Source organism: Streptococcus mitis (assembly GCF_946190285.1).
GTDB classification, from domain to species: domain Bacteria; phylum Bacillota; class Bacilli; order Lactobacillales; family Streptococcaceae; genus Streptococcus; species Streptococcus mitis_CP.
In genome coordinates this window covers 1-227 of sequence record NZ_CAMHZX010000129.1, presented here as the reverse complement: position 1 = coordinate 227, position 227 = coordinate 1, and the positions used below count along the sequence as shown (strand labels likewise).

The window sequence follows — 227 nt, the reverse complement described above, 5'->3', positions numbered from 1 at the left end:
GTGGCATCTACCTCAGCCAGCACAAGTGCGGTAGCCTCTACCTCAGCCAGCACAAGTGCGGTAGCGTCTACGTCAGCATCGACTAGTGCTGTAGCGTCTACCTCAGCAAGTACAAGTGCGGTAGCCTCTACCTCAGCGTCAACAAGCGCCGTAGCATCTACGTCAGCGTCAACAAGCGCCGTAGCATCTACCTCAGCAAGTACAAGTGCAGTAGCGTCTACTTCAGC

1 protein-coding gene is annotated in these 227 nt (G+C 55.5%); it reads left to right on the top strand.

Annotation, left to right across the window (positions count from 1 at the left end):
• Positions 1–227, top strand: a 227-nt coding sequence (locus N8L39_RS09465) for a hypothetical protein (protein WP_261039412.1), incomplete at both ends; no start/stop codon positions are given.